Source organism: Micromonospora sp. ATLC16, assembly GCF_057196645.1.
On the sequence record NZ_JBXUOW010000081.1, the window covers coordinates 1 to 20,426 of the forward strand.

The window sequence follows — 20,426 nt, forward strand, 5'->3', positions numbered from 1 at the left end:
GATTTTGTTGTCTTCACACACACATGATCATCAGGGCGGCTGCACCCATCTCACCCACCCCACCCACACCGTCCACCCTGGTCAGACGACCAATGGCGGCTGCCGTACTAGAACCCCAGGAAGCTGTTCGCGGAAGGTGCGACGACAGCCTTGCGTCGGGCACAGCAGACGCCGCACGCGCACCCGCACCACTACCGGCCGGGCATCGACCGGCACATCCGCCAGAGTCCGCTGGTGATACCCGTGCACCCGGCCCGTCACCGCCTCACAGCCCGGACAGGCCGCCGTCCCTCCAGGAGTCCGAGCCCGCACCAGGATCCGCTCGCCCTCGTCCGTGACCTCATCGATCACCAGCGGGGGACAGCCCTGAGAACACCATCTTCGTAAGATTATCGATCTTGCACACATGACCTCAACGACATCGACCGCCCTCGGTCACCACCGAATGTGAGACAGAGCCGTTCGTTTGACAGACCCTTGGGCTGGCCGAGCCGCTTCACCAGCCACACTGGACGGTGATTTCCGTCACTTTCTGGTGCGCTTTGGCTGTTTAGACTACGCAACCCACTGTCCGTCCTGCGGCGGAAGGGAGTGCGTTTGCCTCATCCATGATCACGTCACGGATCGTGACGACGGAGCGGACCGCATTCACGACTCGATCCTGTTCGACAATTGAAGTAGGGAGCGAACTAGATGATCAGGTCTGGACCGAGGAACACACTGGCCGCGATCGGCGTGTCCATCATCGTAGGCACCGCGATTGTGGCACCGCAGTCGACGGCTGCGGCTTCTTCTGACGAGCGAGACCGCGAGCATGCTACGGAGTTCGCCTATGCGGACGTGACGAATTCCCTGGCGAGCGCGATCGCTGGTCTCGGGCGCACCGACTACCGCGACATTTTCAGCGGCGTCAAGATCGATCAGGCAACTGGCAGGGTAACCGTCTACGCCACCGATCCTGAGCGAGCCGAGGGCATGGTCGCGACTGGGCTCGCCGCGCTCTCGAAAGGCGAGCGGGACACGACCTCCGTCGAAATCACGCAGAGCCGTTACGCACGCATCGAGCTTGAGCAGGCCGCCGCTCAGGTCCGGGCGGCCGCGGACACCAAGCGCGCCGCGATCGACGTGCACTCGATCGTCATCCCCAGCGACGGCCGCGGGTTAGAGGTGAGAACGGATGCGCCGCAGCGGGCCGACGCCCTGTCGGCGATGGCGGCCGGCGCCGGACCGGTCGCGGCGGCCGATATCGTCATGGTGGCCGGCTCGCCGGTCCGCCCGGTCAGTCGGGAGAGCCCACAGTCCCCCTACCCCGGGGGCATTCCGACTCGTGTGAGTACCCGGTCCTCCGGCTGGGACTGCACCTCCGCGTTTGGCGTGCGCGACGCCTCGGGAACACAGTTTCTCCTGACGGCCGAGCACTGCTACAACACTGGGAACAACGTACGGGCCATGAACGAAAACAACATCGGCAACGTGCAGGCAGTGGACGTGGAATTTGATGCCGCACTAATCCGAGGCAACGCCCAGTCCGGAGTGTGGGTCAATGACGACTACATGTTCCACGTCCGCTCACAACAGTGGTCGTTCGAGGGCGAGTACGTCTGCCAGAGCGGGTACACCAGTTATCCGAATCGGTGCCAGATTCAAATCATCAACGACTACCTCCAGTATCATCTCGGCGACGGAAAGGGCTGGCGAACCGGCGTCGAGGGGCGGCAGTGCAGTGGGTGTCCCTCCGTGGCCCATGGCGACAGTGGCGGACCTGTCTGGTCGATCCGGTCCTCGGACGGGTATGTCGCCGCGCGGGGTGTCGTCAGTGCGGGAAACACCCCGGTGACGCCCGGCCTCTCATACGAGAACATCATCTTCACCGAGATACAGTTCATCACCGCAATAATGGGTCTGACGCTACAGACGTCGTAGCGACATCGTTGACGAGGTGAATGTGGCGGCTGGTGAGCCGTCACATTCACCTAGGGCATCGTTTCACGGAGCGGATAACATGAAGGTCAGAGCGATCGCGTTCGGAGTTGTAGGCGTGGCGGCCTGCGTGAGCGTGCTTTCGGTGCTCGTCATCCCTTGGGCCTGGTACGGAACGATCAGCATCAGCGCGTGGCGACTGCCCTATTGGGGCATACACTTGGTGGCCGTCGCCGTGGCGCATGCGTGTGCCCTGTGGACGTTGCTCACCTCACCCAAGCGGGTATCGGCGCTCGTGTTGGCGGCAGGCGCGGGTGTCCTCGTCGTGGGAGCCACGGTGTTCGTTGCGCTCGGCTACAACAACGCGTCAGCACTGTTCGACGAGTGGATTCCGATGGTGGATCCCCGGCTTGGCAGCGGCCCGTTCGTCGCGGCTCTGGCGGCCCTGGTCGCGCTTGCCGCCGGCGTCCTCGGAGCCGGCACACGGACACAGGACGACCGGTACGCCATCGGGGCCGGGGCAGGGCGATTGCATAGTCGCCCAGCGGGCCGTTGACCAGGAGTTTCGAGACGCGTTCGGCCTCTATGGAGGCGCATGAAGCGGGTGAGGCCGCATCGGTGATCATGAAGTTGCGACCCTTCACGACTCCGAGGAAGACCTCACCCGCCGATGGCATCCTCTCTCATCCCTGCACTGGCCGTAGGAGCACCCGCCTCCATCGCCGAGGCGGTGCCAGTCACCGACGGTGAACACGGCGGGCTGCTGCACGCGCTCGCCGCTGTTCCTGATCCACGCGACCCACGAGGCGTGCGTTACCCGCTGACCCCGCTACTGGCGGTGGCGGTCTGTGCCGTCATGGCCGGGGCGTCGTCGTTCGCAGCGATCACGGATTGGCTGCACGACCTGGACGAACGAGCTCAGGAACAGCTCGGGTTCACCGCGGGAGTGCCGGTCGGCAGCACGATCTGGCGGCTGCTGACGCGCTTGGACGACACGCTGCTCGGCAACGTCCTGGCGGGCTGGCTGCGCACCCGTACTCCCGCCGAGGTTACCAGGCCGAGGCGGTACCGCACGGTGATCGCCATCGACGGCAAGTCACTACGCGTGCGACACGGGGTCGCATGTGTTGAGTGGATCACGGTGGAGGAGGTGCCGGTGTGGTGACGTGATCCTCGGTCCGTGCTCGGTGGCCGGTCTCCTCCCTGGCGTGCGTCGCGGGTAACCGCGGGTGCCAGGCTGCACGACTACGATCCGACATCGCGTCGGATCGTGCGAGCGGCATGCAGCGGACACAGTGTCCTGGTTCATGTCCTGGGCGGGGGCATCATTCTTGCCCTCGTCGCCGGTCATTTGGGATGCTCCCTGTCGTACGAATCGACGCCTGGCTACGACAGGGACGTGATGGCGCGGTGACACGGGCGGCATCGGGGGAACCGCCGATCCACTTCTTCGCGCATCAGGCACGGGCAGGGGCGACCGGTGCCCGCGAGGACTTCGAACAGATGATCGCGCTCCTGGTCGAGGCGGTACGCGGTGACGCCCGGCTCGTGTTCGCCAACGGTGGCGACTGGGGCATCGACGCGTTGGTCGGCGACCTCAACGGTCAGATCACGATCTGGCAGGCGAAGTACTTCCCGCACGGGGTCACGCGGAACCATCGCCGGCAGATCGAGGATTCGTTCGCTTCGGCCGTACGCAACGCGCGTCAGCACGGTTATCAGATTCAGGAGTGGGTGCTCTGCGTACCGTCGAGCTTCGATCCGCAGATGGCCCAGTGGTGGGACAGCTGGGGCCCGACACGGACGCGGCTCACCGGAGTGCGGCTGGTCCTGTGGGACGAGACGGCCTTGCGGAGTCAGCTCATGCAGCCCGCCGCACGATATGTTCGGCGCGCCTATTACCACCCCTACCGGGAGAGCGGTGATTCGGGCGGACCGGAGCGCTTGGAGCCTGTCACGATCAGGACCGAGAGGCCTCGGCAGTCCCCGGCCCACGCTCCGAGGTCCTGGTGTGGTGGTGACGAGCACAGGATCGGCGCGCGCAGTTATCTACTACACGACGACGCCGCCGAACAGGTCAGCAACGACCATTCGTGGAGTTGGCGGGAGGCGACCGCCGACCGGGTCCAGCACGACCCGCTCCGAGTCCGGATCCGCCAACTCCGCCTCATCCGGGACACGCCGGCGGCCCAGCGGCGCCGTGAGGAGATGCGCGCGCAGGGCCGCCTCCTACGCAAGCTGAACGGTGGAGCAGGGTTACCGTCGTTCGACGACCTGGCCGAGGATGCTGCCTCCACCACGCTGGTCACGGTCCTGCCGTCCGGGCCCACCTGGCGGCAGGCATTCGGCCCCACAGGTACGCCGCTGGCCCGGTTCGCCGCTGCCGGCGTGCTCGGTGCCGCCGCCGATGTCTGCGCCGCCGTGACGGTGCTGCACGGGGAAGGGGCAAGTCACCGGGCGCTCGGTCCCGACAGCATCGCGCTCTGCGGGCGTACCAGGCGCGCGACGCTGGTTGATGGCGGTCTGGCCGCTCTCACGCCCCAGCCAGGCGAGGGCGTTCCCGGCTACCGCGCACCGGAGCAGCACCGGGGCAACGGTTCCGCCGCTCCAGTCGACGTCTACCAGCTGGCAGCGCTGGTCTATCACACGATGACCGGCCATCCGCCCTCGCCGCACGCAACGCCGCCAATCCGGACCACACTGCCCGAGCTGCCCGACCACGTCGACAATCTGCTATTGCGCTGCCTCGATCCGGACCCGTCCCGCCGTTCCACCGAGACGCGTGCCCTCGCGGGTGCCTTTCGCGAGGGACGACGGTTGCTCTCCCAGGGAGGCACACCCTGACCGTTGCGTCCCTGATTCTGCCCGGCCCGGTCGCGGTCGTACCATCCGGCAAGGCCATCGATCAACTCACCCAGGGCGGCTTGCGGGATCCCTCGGTGTTGATCAACGAGTTCGGCAGGTTGGCGTCGTCGAACGCGCTGCCGGCCCGAGTCGAGCCGGACCGCTCCCGCCTGGTCATCTACGGCGAGCGCTGGGCAGCCTGGCTCTACCCCACCAACCACGGCGACGCGTACCAGCTCGGACACGTATCACCGCTCTCCTTCAAGGACCAGGAACGCCTTCTCAAGGCGGCGCTGGTCCTCAGCGGTACGAGGGGCTGGTGGGCCTACCACCACGTCCGGGACGTGCCGCAGCGGTCGTCGTCACACTGGCCGCTGCTCTGCCGGGCCTGGGCCGATCTCGCCGTCCCCCGTCCGGTGGCGACACCACCGATGCCAGCACATCATGTCGATTACCTCGACCTGCTCACCGAGGTCATTGAGGCAACCCGGGATATCGAGATCGCGCGGCAAAGTCGGGAGCCGGCCCTGCCGTACCGGACGCTGGCCAGCACCCGTGAGGAGCGGTACTCTGCCCGCGGCGTCTACGCCTTCCACCTGCTCCGTGACGCCACCGTGGGCCGAGGTGCACTGGTCTTCGTCACCGATCATCCCGACCTACGCGGCCGGGTGCTGCGGATCAAGGACCGGGAGATCACCGTAAGATTCGACGACACCGTCGACTACGCCCGCATCCCCCAGCAAGGTGCGTTGCAGGTGCTGCCCAGCGACCGGGTCTACCGCGCGCAGCTCGACGCGGTGGAGACTCTCCGGGAACAACGTGGCACCCAGCCCCACCTGCTCACCCAGCTGGTCGACCAGCGTCTCGCGCCGTACCGGCCGGACTCCGACGCGCAGCCACGCGAGACGCTCGACCCGGCGCAGCTGCATGCCTTCCGCGCTGCCCTGACCGTGCCCGATCTGCTGTTGGTGCTCGGGCCGCCCGGCACCGGGAAGACCCGCACCATCACCGAAATCGCCGCCGGGTGCGCCGAACGTGGGCAGCGGGTACTGGTCACCTCCCACACCAACCGCGCCGTCGACAACGTGCTCGAACGACTACCGCCGGATGTCCGGGCGGTCCGGGTCGGTAACGAGGACACAATGACCGCGCAAGCACGCGGGTTCATGGTGGAGACGCAGGTCGAAGCATTACGGCAGGAGATTCTCGCGGCAACCGCAGGTACGGCCTCCCGCCTGGCTACCTTCACCGGCACCGATGACCAGGCTGGGCGGTGGCTCGGGTACCTGGCCGCGCGGCTAGCGGAGGCCCAGGGCGCGAACCGGGACGTCCAGTTCCGCACCGCCGAGCTGGCAGCCGCGGTCAAGCGTGCGATCGCACCCGTCGCCGCACAGCTCGCTGCCACCGACCAGCGAGCACGGGAGTCACGTGAGAGTGTGGTACCGCTCGCCGAAAGGCACCGCCACCATGAACGGCAGGCCGAGACGGCACGGCGGCGAGCCGCCTCAGGAGTGCCGGCTTTCTTCTTCCGCTGGCTCGCCGACCGCCGAGAACGGCATCTCGCCGCGATCTCCGAGCAGCTCAACACCGCGCGGACGGCAATGCGACTGGCCGAGGAGTCGTATGCTGCGGTTCGTGCCCGAGCCGACGCGCTGGTCGCCGCCGACCCGGGAGTTCGGGCAATCACCAGTGCCCGCGACGGTGCCTCCAAGATTTATGAGAAGGCGCTCGGCGAGGCCACTCGGGCAGTGGAAGCAGCGCGCGAGGTGCTGCGCCCAGCGGTCGCAGTGCCCGGTGGGGTGCCTGACGATCTGGCCGGCTGGACGCGGTTATACGAGGAGCTGATGTCGGCGGCGGCCCTGGCCCGCAATCGGGCCGGGCTACTCGCGCAGTGGCGTGAGCAGGTGGCCGTCGCCGAGCAGGACCTGCATCGAGAGCTGGTCCGGTACGCGGATGTGGTGGCGGCCACCTGCATTGGCACCGCCACCACCACCCTGCTGGCCGAGTTGGAATTCGATGTGGCGATCGTCGACGAGGCCGGGCAGATCTCGACGCCGAACCTGTTGGTGCCGCTGGTAAGGGCCCGCCGGGCGGTGCTGGTCGGCGACCACAATCAACTGCCACCCTTCCTCGACGACGAGGTACGCAGCTGGGCCGACAGCATCGCCTCCGATAGGCCCCCTGAGGTCGCGACACTGGTCGGTGACGTGCTGCGGCGCAGCGCCTTCGAACGGCTCTATCCCCGGTTGGCAGACACCAACCGGGTCATGTTGCGGGTGCAGCGACGCATGCCGGCGGAACTGGCCCAGTTCGTGTCGAACGCCTTCTACCGGGGGCTACTGGAGACTGATCACCCCGGCGGTCCGCCCGACCCTGTGTTCAGCGCGCCACTGGCGATGATCGACACGTCGGACCAGCCAGCGACACGGCGGAGGGAGCAGCCCGACCGCTCGGTGGATGGGCTGGGGCGACCCGGCTACGTCAACGAGCTGGAGGCCCGGCTGATCGTCCAGCTGTTGGGCCGGAACGCCACACGGTACGCCGACTGGGCGATCATCGTCCCGTATCGGGCACAGGCGGAGCTGATCACGCAGCTACTCAGAAAGGAGCTCGGTGACGCCGGGGTGGCCGACAACGTGGGCACCGTCGACTCGTTCCAGGGCGGTGAACGGGATCTGATCGTCTACGGGTTCACCCGCAGCAACCATGGAGGCCAGATCGGCTTTCTCACCGAACTCCGACGCCTCAACGTGGCAATAACCCGACCCCGGCGTCAACTCGTCCTGGTGGGCGACACGACTACCTTGCGTGCCGCACGGGACCCAGGATTCGCCGCGTTGATCCAATCGTTGATCGCCCACCTCGACGCGGTGGGTGACCGCCGACCCTCCCGGGAGATCGAGGGGGTGCTCAATGACTGACGGAGCAGCATCCACGCTGACGATCAGCACGGTAAGCGGGACGTTCTCGTGACCCGGGTCATTTACCCCGCCCAACGAGCCATCGAGCACGCAGTCACCGTGCCAGGGGTGCGCCCGGCGCGGCTCTTCCCCGTGCTCTGGCCGCTCTGGCAGGTCGAGACAGCGGCACAGGTATACGACGAGCAGGCGTACGAGGTGATCGATCGCTTCCTGGTGCGGGGCATCCTGGAAGCCGGGCTGCACCGATCGGCGGACCTGGCAGCCTTCTACGGTCTACCCACCTCACTCGTGGAACGCTGCCTAGCGTTCCTCACTCTCATCGGCCACGTCCGCAACACCGAGGGGCTGGTCACGCTTACCCCGCTCGGGGAAAGCTCCGCCCGTGCCGACGTCCGCTACGTTCCGAAGGAAAGCCGCCAGCAGCTTCTCGTCGAACGCTTCACCGCCCGCCCGCTCCCCCGCAGCCACTACCAAGGTTCGCTGAGCCTGTTGCCCACACCCCACGTGCCCGCCGAACGGGTCAGCGACGGATCACGTTTCGCTCCGCTCTTCTCGCCCTCGACCTTCCGGCCTGAGATCGTCACGCAGCTCGGAGAGCGACCGGACCGATTCGACTTCAACCTGCCGAAGCAACTGCGGAATCTGCGCGTGCTCGGGCACCAGGACGCCTACCTGCCGGCTTACCTCATCGAGGACGCCGACGGTCGGCTGCTGGCCTACAGCGGGGTGCACGGCGAACGAGACACCTTCCTGGAGTCACTGTGCGACCGGGTCCCGCTCATCAGGACGCTGATCGCAGCCGAGCCGTCGCAGGACCCGCGAGAGATTTGGACCAATTGGCTCGCGGACGGCAAACGGAAAGGCACCCTACGGCAGCTGCCCAGCGGTGTCTGGCGCGCAACCCTCGTCGCGGACAGCTTCGGTGGCACGCCAAAAATGCCACTCAGTCGGATCGGGTCGTACCAGCTACGCAAGCGGCACTTCGTGCAGATCTGGACCGACGACGCAAAGCTACGACGGCAGGCAGCACTCCGGCGGGCTCTGGCCATCACGCAACTCCGCGATGTACGTACCAGAGCCGACCTCACCGGCCGGCTGAGGACCGTGGCTGAACAACTTGAGGTGACCACACCCACCCTCGACGAGCTGCACCGGTACGCGAAGAAGGAGCAGTTGCACGCGTACCTCGTCCACTTCGACGCACTGGAGTAGCTGCGGCTCTGGTTGACGCACGTGCGACGAAGATGTCGCAGTCCCCGCTCCCGTGTGGCGAAGCTTGCCAGACTCCGGTTCACGCCGGATGGCTCCGACAGGCCGATCATTGCCGCTGCCACCCAACCGGCCGGAAGTTGGGGCCTGGGCGGAAGTCACGCATTGCTGCACGTCATGTCGGCTCTTCGAAGTTGAGCGGGGTTCGTGGTTGGCGGCGAACCGGATATAGGGGGCTCGCAGCCCATCGGTGATCATCTGAGTGTCTCAGTCGGATGGTCAAGTGAAGAGCTGCGAGCATGGTCCACGATACGACCCGGCTGCTGGGCCTGGACGGCCTGGTCGCCGAACGGGTCGAGCTGGATGGCGTCGGTGTCCCGGTGGTGGACCTGGCCACCGTTTGTGAGCAGGCACGATGCTGCCCCAAGTGTGGGCAGCAGGCGGTCCGCGTGAAGCAGTGGACCACGACCCGGCCACGTGACCTGCCGGTCGCCGGAAGGGCGGTCAGGGCCGTTGCGCAAAACCGGTGACGTTACGTGACTGTGTCGATGAGTTGGGTTGATCGGCGGTTGGCGGTTCTGGTGGCGCGGGCGATGTTGGTTGCGCGGTGGAGGCGGTGGTAGCCGATTGCGGTGTTACGTAGGGTGGCGAACACGGCGGGTCCGTTGCCGGTTCTCGTCTGGTGGGCGTCTTCGCGGAATGTCACATCGCGGACGTGGTGTAGGCCGTTCTCGATGAGCCACTCGTTGCGGGCGAACGTGCCCAGGTCGACCGGCTGGGCCAGGATGGCGGGCAGGCTCATGGTGTAGTAGGCGGTCTCCCTGCTGGTCTTGCCCTTGATGGTGCGGGTCCGGGTGATCCGCACCGCTTGCTGCGCGTGCGGGAACGCGAGGCCACCATCGGTGCGCACGGTCAACGCTTTGACGGTGCGGGTTTCCTTGCGGCCGTGCCCGGTCTCGCGCTGCTGGTCACCGGCCGGGACCTCATGCCATGGCAACGCTTTGAGCTGTGCGTACAGCCTCGGCTGGTTGGCCTTCGCCGCGACCATGAGGTCCCCACCCCCGGCGGCGACGGCGCGGGCGTGCCCGGTCTGCGCGTGCAGAGCATCCGCGGCGATCACCACGCCGCGCAGCGACCCGAGCTGGGCGACGACCTGGTCGAGCAGCGGGGTGTACGCCGGGATTTCATTGGATTTCGCTTCGATCTGGACCTGGCCGAGCACGATCCCGGTCCGGGTGTCGTACGCGGCGAGCAGGTGCACCTGCCGGCCGTCGGGGGTGCGGGCGCCGCGCAGGACCTTGCCGTCGATGGCGATGACCAGCCGCCACCTGCGGCCCCCGGACCTGCCACGGGGTGCTGCGCTCGCGCAGCCACCGCGTCAACACCTGCTGCAACACGCCCGCGTCGACGCGGATCAGTAGCCGCCACAGCGTCGTCGCCGCCGGGACCGTGTCGGTGAAACCGAGCCTGCACCACGCCGCGCGGTCGAGGTCACGCACCCAATCATGTACGGCGGTGAAGGTGCACGCCCCGGCCAGCACCGCGCACACCGCCACCGCGAGCAGACTCGACAGACCGTAACGGCGACCCCGCGCATCGCGCGGGTCCGGTACCACCTGCAACGCGACCAGCAACCCCGGCCGCTCACGATCGGTGACCAGCGCGGGAGGCGTAGCGCCGGGTGTGGTTGGCAGCAGAACCTTGATCGGTGAAGATGACATACGCGGGTGCGGCCCTTCCCGGGATCACGAAGTTCTAGGCAAACCTCATGATCACCGATGGGTCGCACCCGCCCTCAGTAGACCCCGATCGCCACGTCAGCCCAGCTCACAGCCCTGCACACCGACAACGCAAAGACCCTGCGTCGCCCGCCCCCTGGCCACCGGTCGCCGGCCACATCCGGACGCCGACCAAGCTCTCTTGTTAGGGTCACCACTGCACCCATCCGGGTCACCGTCGCCGCCGAGTCCCGCCATGAACTGCCGGTCACCGCGGTGCGGGCGGATTCAACCGACACCGACAGCATGCATCCATCGGGTGAGGTAACCGCCTCAAGCCCCCGACCATCGGCGGTCTCGGCGGGCACGAGCCGGTAGCCATGCCCGTCACGTCCACGGCGGTAGTATGCACGGGGCAGTAAATTCACGGTCAGCGGAGTTCCTCGTGGTGGCCGGGAGCACTGGCTGCGAGGACCCAGGACGATACTGGTAGTTGAGCCATGAAAGTTCGTGTCGGGTAATCGGCACGGATCGATTTCAAACCCGGATTGGGTCTGATCGGCGTCATCCCACTCAGCTGGTACCCACCCAACCTTGACTGGACCGGGGCCCGGGCTGGCGGCCCCAGGCCCGCTCCGGCTGGAAGATTCTCGTCGACGGTGACGACTGGCGCGTCACTCAGCCTCGCGGCCGTGTCGGGGCGCTTGCCTACCGTGGGATGTCGTGCGTGTTCTGGTGTGATGTAGCGGTGCGGGTTCACGATGACAGCGAGCTGGCGGTGCTGGTGGATCGGTTGCGGCGGGATCGCCGCCGTGACCCGTACTCGGGTCGGGATGCCTACTCGCGCACCGCACGTGAGGTTGCCGACCGCGGCCAGCGACTGATCGACGTGGGTGAGGCGGCGGTCGCGGTGCCGGTGCTGCGCAAGGCGGTCGATCGGATGACAAGCGCCCTGATGTACATGGACAGTTCCTCTGGCGTGCTCGGTAACGACCTGGCGTACCTGATGGAGGTCTACGCTCGGGCATGTCGGGCCGCGCCGCCGCGACCGGCAGGGTTGGCGGCGTGGCTGGTGAAGCAGGTGTGCGATGGCCCGGGCTGGCCGGAGGTGGTGCTGCGCGAGTGGGCGCCGGCGCTGGGGCCGAAAAGTCTCGCCGAGGTCGGCCGGCTGGTAGACGAGCGTGCCGCCGCCACGTCCGAGTCCGATGACTGGCATCGGCAGTGGGCGGTGCGGTATCTGCGGGAGCAGCTGGCTGAGGTCTCCGGTGACGTCGACGCACATGTGCGGGTGTTGGCGGAGCATCTGGTCAGCGCCGACCAGTACCGGCGGATCGTGACGGTGTTGGCGCAGGCGAAGCGGCCCGCCGAAGCGATCGTCTGGGCCCGGCGCGGCCTCGACGAACACGAGCCCGGCTACCAGACGGCAACACTGCGCGACCTGCTGGTACGGCTGTTGATCGAGACAGGTGCACCGGAGGCTGCGGTGGTCGAGCGTCAGAGCGCGTTCGATGTCCAGCCGACGATCGACAGCTTCCGGTCGCTGCTGGCCACGGTCGCCGATACCGACCAGGACGCCGCACACACCGAGCGGGCGTTGACGGTGGTGCGTGAGCGTGCCGCCCGGCAGGCGGGATACCTGCCCCACCTGATCGACGTGCTGATTCTCGCCGGTCGTAGCGACGAGGCGTGGCACACCGCACTGACGCGTAGGGACGAGCTGCCAGTCCGGCAGCGCGTCGAGTTGTTGGAGGCGCGACGGCAAAACCACCCCGCGCAGGTACGCGAGCCCTACCAGGCGCTCATCGACGCCCAACTGCTCGACTCGTCCGACAAACGCCGCTACGACAAGGCGATCACGCTGCTACGCCACCTGCGCGAGGCGTACGCGGCCACCGGCGAGCTCACCCAGTTCGACGCTTACCTGCAGGAGTTGCGCGCGCAGCACCGGCGCCGGCCGACGTTCCTGGCCAAGCTCGACGCCGCCCGCATGTCCTCCGGCCGGTAGGGTGCCTGCCTGTGGCGGTCCGCATCGACGTTGAGGCGTTTCGTGATTCGATCCCCACCGCGGTGGGTGAGGCCGCGGCGCGGCTGCTCATTGACGACAACGTCGGTGAGTTGGAGCCCGCCGGTGGTGGTGTCCAGGCCGTGGTACGAGACCACGACGCCACCTTCCAGCCGTGGGTGGGCATCGTCGACGGGATCTTCACCGGCGACTGCGACTGCGGCGTCCCCGATGCCGACCTGTGCGCGCACGCGGTCGCGACCGCGTTGACCGCGGTTCACGCCGGTGTCGCCTTCTCCGGCGCCGCGACACCACCCGGCGCCGCGCCCGTCGAGCCCGACCACGCCGACTACCTTCAGGCAGTGCAGCGGCTCTCACCCCGCCAACTGGCCGACCTGGTAGCAGGGCACGCGGTCCGGGACCGCCTGTTCGCCACCCTGCTGCTCGGTGAGGCCGGCATGCTCGACGCCGCCGACACGTCAGGCCTCGCCGACTTCCGTACCGCCGTGGCAGACGCGGCAGCGGTGACAACCGGTAGCAGATGGCAGATCCCCGACGTGGAAGCCGCCGGGCACCGCCTGGCCACCGAAGTCGAGATCCTGGCCGCCCACCCCGCGGCCCCCACCGCCCTCGACCTGATCGAAGAGGCCATCATCGTCTGGGACGACCTGTCCGGACATCTCCGCGACGCCTACCACATCACCCGCACCCAACCGGAAGAGATCGCCGGACCGCTCGTGGACACGCACCGTGACCTGTGCGAACGCCTCGACCTCGACCCGGACGAAATCGCCGAACGACTGAACCGGCTGCTCGCACGCTGCCACTACGACACCGTGGATATCGACACCTACGCCGATCTCCTCGACGAGCACGCAGCCACGATCACTTCACCGACCCGCTCGTAGCCACCCGCGGGAACTACCGTGGCACATGCCGTGGTTTCCGAATCCGCTGGCTCGGGAGCCGAGTGGGAGACGAAGTGTCACTGTGATCCGCCGCCGCATCGCCCACTGAGCCGGTCGGTAAGCAGGGTAATCAGGGCGGCGGCGTCAACCCTGTTAGGAGCGTCGTGACTGCGCACGGAGAAGTGGCCGCCGAGCTGATCGAGCGGATGGACCGCGACCAACAGGTACGGTCCCAGACGAGCCGGCGGGCGACCGATGACGGCCTCTGGGCACGGGTACGCGAGGTCGACGTCGACAACACCACATGGCTGACGCAGCTCATCGACCGGCACGGGTGGCCTCGACGCAGCGATGTCGGGAAGGACGGCGCCACCGCGGCCTGGTTGCTCGCGCAACACGCCGACCACGACCCGGACTTCCAACGCCACTGCCTGCGCCTGCTCGAACAGGCGGTAGCCGACGGGGAGGCCGAGCCGTCCCACCTGGCCTACCTCACCGACCGGGTCCGCCGCGCCGAAGGCAGACCACAGGTGTACGGCACCCAGTTCTGGTACGGACCCGACGGCACCGGCCAGATCCAACCCCAACCGATTGAAGACCCGCACCACCTCGACCAACGCCGCCGCAGCGCTGGACTTGGGTCCTTCGACGACTACGCCGACGAACTACGCCAGCGATACCCCGAAGACCAACAGCACTGACCACCCGGCCGGGCCGCGCTGAGACGCACCCATCTGCGGATGTCCGCGTCCACGACGCGGGGAACGTCAGCCGGTGAAGGACCGCTCGAGATGGTAGTGGTGCCACCAGTCCGGGCGGTAGGTGCGGATGACGCCATCGATGCGGGTCAGGAGAAGGTAGTTGCCGTCCTGCACCAGCGCCGCGTCCTCGTGACGGCCGACGAGGACTCTCTTGACCGCCACCACCATGTTGGGGATCCCCTTCTCGACGATGTCGTCGGCCCGCATGGAAAAGGTGACGGACACGTTCGTCGTGGGTTCCCATTCCCACCGTTCCTCGTCGTCGGCCTCGGCCTCCCAGTAGCCGTCGGTGCCGGCGCGGACGGTGATGGCGTAGCCGCGTTGGTCGTACAGGCGGGCGGAGAGAAGGGCAGGGTTCGAGGTGGGACGTGGGACTTCGCGGGGGTCGGCAGCGGTCAGGGCAGCTACCTCTGAAAGATGCGCCCGGCGAAGGTCGTCTCCTCTTGACCGATGAGGGAGAACCCGGCCGAGCGGCAGATGGCGTTCGATGCGGCGTTCGTCGTGCTCGGGAACGCGTGGATCAGCCCCCAACGCCCATCCGCGCGGGCCAGGTCGAGAACCTGGCGGACGGCTTCGCCCGCCAAGCCTCTGCCCTGGAATTCTGGCAGGACCATCCAACCGACCTCGGAGATGCCCTCATGGGGGTACAGCGTCACCGTCCCCGCCACCTGCGCGGAGTCACCGGCAACGATCATCTTGATCCAGGCGCTGTCCTCGCGAACCGTCTCGAGGTCACGCCTGAGCTGACCGGCAATGCACTCGCGCGGCTGCGGGCCGCCGAGCTCCGACATCATGACCGGATCGCAGCGCATGCGGACATACGCATCGAGGTCGGCTGGCTTCACGTCGCGCAGAAGCATCTCGGGAGCCTACCCAGTCCCGCAGCAACCGACCGCGTTGCAGAAGCAGTCGCACATCTGGCACCGGTCGTGCGGCCCCTGAAGCTGTCACGCCATCACGGAGGTTTCCAGGTCGCGGCGGGTAAGCGCGGCACGGAGCTGCAGCGCCTCGGTCGCCAGATTCTGACGGCCGCCCTGCTCGCGGTCGATGGCGCAGACGACCGTCTCCACCTGGGCGCCGATGGAGCGCAGTTGCCCGCACGATGCCAGTAGGGCGCCTCCGGTGGTCACGACGTCCTCGATCAGTACGACACTGCGGCCGTTGACGGGACCGCCCTCGGCGACCTTGTTGGTGCCGTACGCCTTGGCGTGTTTTCGCACGTACACGGTGGGCAGTCCGGTCAGCTGGGACATCACCGTGGCAAGGGGGATGCCGCCCATCTCCATCCCCGCCAGCACATCGCACTCCGGCAGCAAGGCGACCATCGCTTCGGCGACCTTACGCAACAGGTCCGGCTGCCCCTCGAACAGGTACTTGTCGAAGTACTCCCCGCTGATCTGCCCGGATCGCAGACGGAACCGTCCGGTCAAGTGGCAGGTGTCATAGACGCGGCGCGCGAGCGGGAAAGTCACTCGACCAGCCTCGCATCCCGCCTGGATCAAGCAATCGTGCCCCTCGACGGCAACCCGCAGATCGTCCTGCAAGGACGACGCCCTGAACCGTCGACGTCCGGCAATGCCGCGCCGCGCGCGTTGACTGAGTGATCAGCACAGAGCGGCGACGGCTTCTACCTCGACGAGTTGGTCGCGGTAGCCGAGGACGGCGACTCCCAGCAAGGTGCTGGGCACATCGTGCGGGCCGAAGTGTCGACTGACCACGTCCCACGCCGTGACAAGGTCGTCGCGGCGGTTGCTGGCGACGTAGACGGTCGTCTTGACCACGTCGATGAGGTCGGCACCGGCCGCCGCCAGTGCGGTGCGCAGGTTCGCCATGACCTGCTCGGCCTGCCCGGCCACGTCTCCGACCGCGACGGTGGCGCCGTCCTCGTCGAGCGGGCAGGCACCGGCAGTGAACACGAGCTTCCGTACGTCAGACGCCACTGCGGCATAGGCGTACGGAGCCCGATCGGTTAGCTGTGGAACTCGGATCAGCTCAACGGAGTCGGATGCGGTCATGGGCGCATGTTTGCAGACGATCTCGGCAGTGACGACCGCATTATGTTGCCCACGATCTCGGGTACCCCGACCTGCCGCGAGTCGCGCACCACGCAGGGTCCGCCAGGCCGGGGTCCAGTCTCAGGTGTCCACATCTCAGGGGGAAGCCCAGCCGGCTGTCCTGCGGTTAGCCTGCGATGTTTCGGCTGGCCAGGATGGCTGTCAAGCCAGGTAGCCGTGGGCGGTCGTCCGAGGCGAGCGCCACGGTCGCAGGAGGGTCAAATTACCCGTGGGTCGGCCGGGTGAGGCGTACGGTCATCAGGTCACCTGGTTGGCACCGGAGCTCGTGGCACAGGGCGCTCAGGGTGCTGAACCGGATGGCGCGGGCGCGACCGTTCTTGAGTACGGAAAGGTTGGCCAGTGTCAGACCGACCCGGTCGGCGAGTTCGGTGAGCGTCATTCCCCGCTCCGCGAGCAGCTTGTCGAGGTGCAGCTCGACGTGGTGTTCCTCCGCGGGCGGCATCAGACCACCGTCTCCAGTTCGGCGCGCATCGCATACCCCCGGTTGACCACCTCGGCGACGGCGAACAGCCCGAATCCGACCAGGATCCAGTGCAGGGGCAACTGCGAGAAACCCACGACGCCGTCGGTGGTTACCGTGCTTGACAGGTGTATTGCGGCAAGCAGTTCCACAACAGACCCCAGGTAGCCGCCAGCGAGCGAGACCACCGCGAGCACCCGCAGCCGCCGCACGGTGGCCAGGGTGAACGGGTCGCCGCTGCGGGCGTGCCGCACGATCAACAGGAGCAGCACCAACAGCGCCGCGACCACCGTGTAGGTCGGCAGGGCGGTCAGCACCCACGCCACCCGCTGCTCCAGGCTCGGATCAGCCACCGTAATGGTCACATCCTGTTCTGCGGCGACCGCGGCCCTCTCGCGCAGCCCGTGGTCGACGGTGCCGGAGACCGCCGAGGCGGGCAGCTCCAGTTGTAGCGCACCACCGCCCGCCGCCGCGGCGCCGAACACCCCCAACCCGCCAACGACGACCAGGCCGAGGGTGAGCACGGCCTGCAGCTCCTTCAGCCAGTCCGGCCGGCGTAGGCTGTCCCACCACTTCACGACGCCTCCTTATCGACAAACGATAACTCGATAATCGATAAGGGGTCGGCTGCTTGTCAAGCCCGTGACGTGGCTTGGTCGTCACAGCCGCCCGGCAACTGTTCTTGGTTCGTCAGGTTGCCCCGGCACTTGCGGTAGCAGTGTCCGATCCCTCCTACGGCGAGCAGTTGGGACATGTCGTCATGCTCGATCCCGGAGGCAACGAATTCTGCGTCGAGCACCTCTGCGCGGTCGCCGACGGCCCGCTGCGCCACCACCCGGATTTGCCGCGATCTGATCGCTACGCCGAGTTATCTGGCTCAGCGCTTGCCTGTAGATGGTGCGGATGCCGGGGCCGGTAGTCCTTTCTATTCGCGGGTCAGCTGCACCACGTATCCGGCGAACTTGAGGTCGTCGCGGTCGGGAGTCCATCCGTCCGCGGACCGAACCGAGGTCATGGCGCCGGATCCGGGCACGGGGAAGAGGTGAGTGGAAGGTTCGTCAGGCAGCGGGGCATACCGACAGTGCACGGCATGGATCGAAGCAACGACCCCCACGACAGAGGCTGCATCCTCGCTCACGCCTCCGTGGTGCTCCTCGGCCTTGTCAACGCCACGGGCCAGGTCGCTGCCCAGCACGAGCCCAGGCCACTCGGAGTCCAGGTCTCGTAGCCTCCAGGAGACTCGATCGCCAACCGTAAACGGCTCGCCACAGCACTGCATCTGCCAGTCATCCACCCAGACCCTGATCTCCACGACGCCATTTTCGTACTCGCCGCGATCCCGTCCTCATCTAGCCGCCGAGCGGGTGCGTCCCGGCCGCTTGTCGCGCGGCTGAATCCACCCGGCCGACAGCCCGGCGAACGAGCAGTCTGGCGAACCGCAGTGGTCCGCTCGTCGCGGAACGAGAGCCTACGGTGTCGCCAAGCTCCGCCACGCCTCGGTGACACACAACTCGTCGTAATCCCACCAGCCATCGCGCTTGCCGGTGTCGAGCAGCTGGCGCACAAGCCGGAGGTCAGCCTCGGGCGGAACGTCGATCACAGTCAGCCCGAACATGCCGGTGCCAGTGACCCCCAAGGAATAGAACTTCTCCAGGATGACCCTGGTGCCAACATCGAGTGGACCGAGTGGACCGCCGGAAGCAAGCATCACCCGGATCGCGCAGTAGCCGGATGCCTCGACCTTCTCTCGTACCCAGAGCCGCCCGTCTTCTTCCTGCTTAACGCGGAAGATGTCACCCTTGGCGGCATCCAGCGCGGCCCATGGCGCAGACGGCAGCCGGACTCGGTCCAGCGAGAGAGCCTCGGCGCCTATCCCGCGGGCCGATGCCGGTCCACCTGACATTGGGACAATCTGACCGATCCTGGCTACGGCTGGGCGACGGAGTGCGAGCAGCGGTTCGGTTCTCACCCGGTGCAGGTCTGCCACGAGTGGAACACCGCGGTGCACGTGCAGGACAACGAGGCCGACCCGTCGAAGCGGGCCAGGGCTCTTGCGTTCTCGCGGGGCGGTCAGCTGAGCTGGGATTTCCTGGGGTGAGTGGCCTTTGTGGAGGCGGATGAAGCGGGTGAAGCCCTCAAGGTGATCATGGAGTTCTTGACGCTGCACGATCACCGAGGAACTCCACCCGCCGATGACATCATCTCTGATCTGCGCACTGACCGTGACAACCCCTGGCTCCGACACGCTCTCGCCGCCGGTCACCGGTAGTGAACACGCCGGGCTCGTCGAAGCCCTCAGCCGGATTCCGGACCCGCGTAACCCTCGCGGGACCCGGTATCCCCTCGTGGCGTTGCTGACCGTCGCGGTCTGCGCGGTCCTGGCCGGTGCCACCTCGTTCGCCGCGATCGTCGACTGGCTGTACGACCTCGACGAGCCCGACCAGCAGCGGCTCGGGTTCACCCGGGGCGTGCCGGCCGGCACGACGATGTGGCGGCTGTTGACCCGCCTCGACGCCGGCGTGGTCAGCGCTGTGCTGGCCGGCTGGCTGCGGTCGCGGACACCGCCGGCACCCGCCCGGCCGCGCCGCTACCGGACAGTGATAGCCGTCGACGGCAAGACACTGCGGGCCGCCCGCCTGCCCGAGGGCCGCCAGGTGCATCTGCTGTCCGCGCTGGACACCAGCACCGGCATCGTCCTGGCCCAGGTCACCGTCGACACGAAAAGCAATGAAATCCCGGCGTTCACCCCACTGCTCGACGCCGTGCAGGCTGTCCTCGGCAGCCTGACCGATGTGCTGTTCGTCGCTGACGCCCTGCACACCCAGACCGGCCACGCCGAGCAGATCACCAGCCGCGGAGCACACCTTCTCCTACAGGCAAAGGGGAACCAGCCCACCCTTCACGCCCAGCTCAAGACCCTGCCGTGGGCGCAGATCCCGGTCGGTGACCGCACCCACGACCGCGGACACGGCCGCAAGGAGACCCGCACGGTCAAAGCCGTCACCCAGCAAACCCCGGGCGGGATCGCCTTCCCGCGCGCCCAGCAGGCCGCCCGGATCACCCGGACCCGCACCGTGAACGGCAAGACCAGCAGGGAGACCGCCTACCTGGTCACGTCCCTGCCCGCCGCCGACGCTCAGCCCGCTGACCTGCAGAAATGGGCGAGGGCAGAGTGGTTGATCGAGAATCAGGTCCACAACGTACGAGACGTGACTTTCCGTGAGGATCATCACCAGGCCCGGACCGGCACCGGGCCCGCTGTCATGGCCACCCTGCGTAACACCGCGATCGGCTGGCACCGCGTCAACGGCGAAACCAACATCGCCCGCGCCAACCGCCGCGCCGACCGCCGATCACACGATCTCATCACCACCGTGACCAGCAGTTACAGCAACACGCAATGACCCTGGGTCCTGTTCTGGGTCATGAGGTCTTCGCAAACTCCATGATCACCAACGGGTCGCACCCGTCCTACATGGACCCCTACCTCGCGGACTCCCAGGGTTCAGGCAAGGTAGCCATACGCCCGTTTTCAGGTGATCCCGAGTAGTTGTAGCGGTCGGTACGGGTTCCGGCTGTTACGGCGTAGGGCTTTCGCGATGGTGGTG

General features: G+C 67.3%; 20 protein-coding genes and 2 pseudogenes. 11 read left to right on the top strand and 11 right to left on the bottom strand.

Translation table 11 applies throughout. The annotated features are described in order from the left end of the window. Positions 1 to 102: 102 nt before the first annotated feature. A pseudogene (locus AC2CHE_RS23680) lies at positions 103 to 406 on the bottom strand (transposase family protein); the annotation flags it as partial. Positions 407 to 735: 329 nt separating this feature from the next. On the opposite strand from AC2CHE_RS23680, the gene AC2CHE_RS23685 reads away from it, so the two are divergent. The 7 genes and pseudogenes from AC2CHE_RS23685 to AC2CHE_RS23715 form a co-directional block, all read left to right on the top strand. Beyond that, a complete protein-coding gene (locus AC2CHE_RS23685; RefSeq protein WP_484507056.1) occupies positions 736 to 1,923 on the top strand; it encodes a chymotrypsin family serine protease in 1,188 nt (395 codons plus the stop codon). A 79-nt stretch (positions 1,924 to 2,002) separates the two neighbouring features. Continuing rightward, on the top strand, positions 2,003 to 2,476 hold the full coding sequence (locus AC2CHE_RS23690; RefSeq protein ID WP_484507057.1) for a hypothetical protein: 474 nt from the start codon (positions 2,003 to 2,005) through the stop codon (positions 2,474 to 2,476). A gap of 114 nt (positions 2,477 to 2,590) precedes the next feature. After that, on the top strand, positions 2,591 to 3,085 hold the full coding sequence (locus AC2CHE_RS23695) for a transposase family protein (protein ID WP_484507058.1): 495 nt from the start codon (positions 2,591 to 2,593) through the stop codon (positions 3,083 to 3,085). A gap of 245 nt (positions 3,086 to 3,330) precedes the next feature. After that, positions 3,331 to 4,764 (top strand): protein kinase domain-containing protein, encoded by a 1,434-nt coding sequence (locus AC2CHE_RS23700; protein ID WP_484507059.1) that lies wholly within the window; start codon positions 3,331 to 3,333, stop codon positions 4,762 to 4,764. A gap of 95 nt (positions 4,765 to 4,859) precedes the next feature. After that, the gene (locus AC2CHE_RS23705; protein ID WP_484507060.1) at positions 4,860 to 7,685 is read left to right on the top strand and encodes an AAA domain-containing protein; all 2,826 of its coding nucleotides are present in this window, start codon (positions 4,860 to 4,862) and stop codon (positions 7,683 to 7,685) included. Positions 7,686 to 7,733: 48 nt separating this feature from the next. After that, positions 7,734 to 8,897 carry a hypothetical protein gene (locus AC2CHE_RS23710; RefSeq protein ID WP_484507061.1) on the top strand — a complete coding sequence of 388 codons (1,164 nt, stop codon included), beginning with the start codon at positions 7,734 to 7,736 and terminating at the stop codon, positions 8,895 to 8,897. A gap of 296 nt (positions 8,898 to 9,193) precedes the next feature. Continuing rightward, positions 9,194 to 9,403: pseudogene (locus tag AC2CHE_RS23715) on the top strand (transposase family protein); the annotation flags it as partial. A 23-nt stretch (positions 9,404 to 9,426) separates the two neighbouring features. Here AC2CHE_RS23715 and AC2CHE_RS23720 read toward each other — a convergent pair. Continuing rightward, the gene (locus AC2CHE_RS23720; protein ID WP_484507062.1) at positions 9,427 to 10,155 is read right to left on the bottom strand and encodes an ISAs1 family transposase; all 729 of its coding nucleotides are present in this window, start codon (positions 10,153 to 10,155) and stop codon (positions 9,427 to 9,429) included. Continuing rightward, on the bottom strand, positions 10,079 to 10,615 hold the full coding sequence (locus AC2CHE_RS23725) for a transposase family protein (protein ID WP_484507063.1): 537 nt from the start codon (positions 10,613 to 10,615) through the stop codon (positions 10,079 to 10,081). Before AC2CHE_RS23725 ends, AC2CHE_RS23720 begins: the two co-directional genes overlap by 77 nt. A 745-nt stretch (positions 10,616 to 11,360) precedes the next feature. Between AC2CHE_RS23725 and AC2CHE_RS23730 the strand changes: the two genes are divergently transcribed. The 3 genes from AC2CHE_RS23730 to AC2CHE_RS23740 all read left to right on the top strand — a co-directional run bounded on the left by AC2CHE_RS23730 (position 11,361) and on the right by AC2CHE_RS23740 (position 14,223). Then, the gene (locus AC2CHE_RS23730; RefSeq protein ID WP_484507064.1) at positions 11,361 to 12,617 is read left to right on the top strand and encodes a DUF6880 family protein; all 1,257 of its coding nucleotides are present in this window, start codon (positions 11,361 to 11,363) and stop codon (positions 12,615 to 12,617) included. Between the two features lie 11 nt (positions 12,618 to 12,628). Further along, positions 12,629 to 13,522, top strand: coding sequence for a hypothetical protein (locus AC2CHE_RS23735; RefSeq protein ID WP_484507065.1), 894 nt, complete (start codon positions 12,629 to 12,631; stop codon positions 13,520 to 13,522). 164 nt (positions 13,523 to 13,686) lie between these two features. Beyond that, a complete protein-coding gene (locus AC2CHE_RS23740; RefSeq protein WP_484507066.1) occupies positions 13,687 to 14,223 on the top strand; it encodes a DUF6624 domain-containing protein in 537 nt (178 codons plus the stop codon). A gap of 66 nt (positions 14,224 to 14,289) precedes the next feature. On the opposite strand, the gene AC2CHE_RS23745 is transcribed toward AC2CHE_RS23740, so the two are convergent. From AC2CHE_RS23745 to AC2CHE_RS23780, 8 genes are all read right to left on the bottom strand, one after another. After that, positions 14,290 to 14,760 carry a SitI3 family protein gene (locus AC2CHE_RS23745; protein WP_484507074.1) on the bottom strand — a complete coding sequence of 157 codons (471 nt, stop codon included), beginning with the start codon at positions 14,758 to 14,760 and terminating at the stop codon, positions 14,290 to 14,292. Beyond that, on the bottom strand, positions 14,688 to 15,143 hold the full coding sequence (locus tag AC2CHE_RS23750; RefSeq protein ID WP_484507067.1) for a GNAT family N-acetyltransferase: 456 nt from the start codon (positions 15,141 to 15,143) through the stop codon (positions 14,688 to 14,690). Before AC2CHE_RS23750 ends, AC2CHE_RS23745 begins: the two co-directional genes overlap by 73 nt. Before the next feature lie 87 nt (positions 15,144 to 15,230). Continuing rightward, the gene (pyrE, locus tag AC2CHE_RS23755; protein ID WP_484507075.1) at positions 15,231 to 15,755 is read right to left on the bottom strand and encodes an orotate phosphoribosyltransferase; all 525 of its coding nucleotides are present in this window, start codon (positions 15,753 to 15,755) and stop codon (positions 15,231 to 15,233) included. Positions 15,756 to 15,887: 132 nt separating this feature from the next. After that, a complete protein-coding gene (locus AC2CHE_RS23760; protein WP_484507068.1) occupies positions 15,888 to 16,298 on the bottom strand; it encodes a RidA family protein in 411 nt (136 codons plus the stop codon). 262 nt (positions 16,299 to 16,560) lie between these two features. Then, positions 16,561 to 16,800, bottom strand: coding sequence for a helix-turn-helix domain-containing protein (locus AC2CHE_RS23765; protein ID WP_484507069.1), 240 nt, complete (start codon positions 16,798 to 16,800; stop codon positions 16,561 to 16,563). Next, positions 16,800 to 17,396 carry a hypothetical protein gene (locus AC2CHE_RS23770; protein ID WP_484507070.1) on the bottom strand — a complete coding sequence of 199 codons (597 nt, stop codon included), beginning with the start codon at positions 17,394 to 17,396 and terminating at the stop codon, positions 16,800 to 16,802. The genes AC2CHE_RS23765 and AC2CHE_RS23770 overlap by 1 nt, the downstream gene beginning before the upstream one ends. Before the next feature lie 347 nt (positions 17,397 to 17,743). Next, complete coding sequence (locus AC2CHE_RS23775; RefSeq protein ID WP_484507071.1) at positions 17,744 to 18,130, bottom strand: DUF6578 domain-containing protein; 387 nt, start codon at positions 18,128 to 18,130, stop codon at positions 17,744 to 17,746. Between the two features lie 156 nt (positions 18,131 to 18,286). After that, complete coding sequence (locus AC2CHE_RS23780) at positions 18,287 to 18,991, bottom strand: DUF4265 domain-containing protein (RefSeq protein ID WP_484507072.1); 705 nt, start codon at positions 18,989 to 18,991, stop codon at positions 18,287 to 18,289. Positions 18,992 to 19,010: 19 nt separating this feature from the next. On the opposite strand from AC2CHE_RS23780, the gene AC2CHE_RS23785 reads away from it, so the two are divergent. Continuing rightward, positions 19,011 to 20,222: an ISAs1 family transposase gene (locus AC2CHE_RS23785; RefSeq protein WP_484507073.1), complete on the top strand. Its 1,212-nt coding sequence runs from the start codon at positions 19,011 to 19,013 to the stop codon at positions 20,220 to 20,222. The last annotated feature ends 204 nt before the right edge of the window (positions 20,223 to 20,426 follow it).